This window comes from Streptomyces sp. NTH33, from assembly GCF_003236365.1.
GTDB lineage: Bacteria > Actinomycetota > Actinomycetes > Streptomycetales > Streptomycetaceae > Streptomyces.
Genome location: NZ_POTZ01001082.1, coordinates 1 through 582, shown reverse-complemented (window position 1 = coordinate 582; position 582 = coordinate 1). Strand labels below are relative to the sequence as shown.

Sequence of the window (582 nt, the reverse complement as noted above, 5' to 3'; positions counted from 1 at the left end):
ATGCTGAAGGGCAGGTCGTCGAAGCCCGCCACCGAGACGTCCTCCGGGATGCGCAGCCCGGACTCGCGCAGGGCCGCGCAGGCGCCCAGGGCGACGGAGTCGTTCGCGGCGACGACCGCCGTCAGGTCCGGGTCGCGGCGCAGCAGTTCCAGGGTGGCCTCGTAGCCGGAGCGGCGGTCGTAGCGGCCGTACACCGTGCGGCGCGGGTCGTCCTCGACGCCCGCCGCCGCCAGGGCCTCCCGGTGTCCCTCCAGCCGGTGGCGGGTGGTCGTCCGCTCCTCGGGCCCCGCGATGTAGCCGAGCCGCCGGTGGCCGAGGCCGATCAGGTGCCCGGTCAGCTGCCGTGCGCCCCCGCGGTTGTCGAAGGCCAGCGCGATCGCCCCGGTGCCGGGCGCCGGCGGGCGCCCGCACAGCACCACGCGCGTCCCGGCGTCCGCCAGCTTGCGCAGCTTCGCGGAGACCGCCGCCGCGTGCGGCGCCTCCTCCACGGCCCCGCCGGTCAGCACCACCGCCGCCGCCCGCTGCCGCTGCAGCAGGGTCAGGTACGTCAGCTCGCGGTCCGGCGAGCCGCCCGTGTTGCAG

General features: G+C 77.7%; 1 protein-coding gene. It reads right to left on the bottom strand.

Annotated features, from left to right (window positions below; genetic code table 11):
* Window positions 1-582, bottom strand: a 582-nt coding sequence (locus C1I97_RS38575; protein WP_146608481.1) for a substrate-binding domain-containing protein, incomplete at both ends; no start/stop codon positions are given.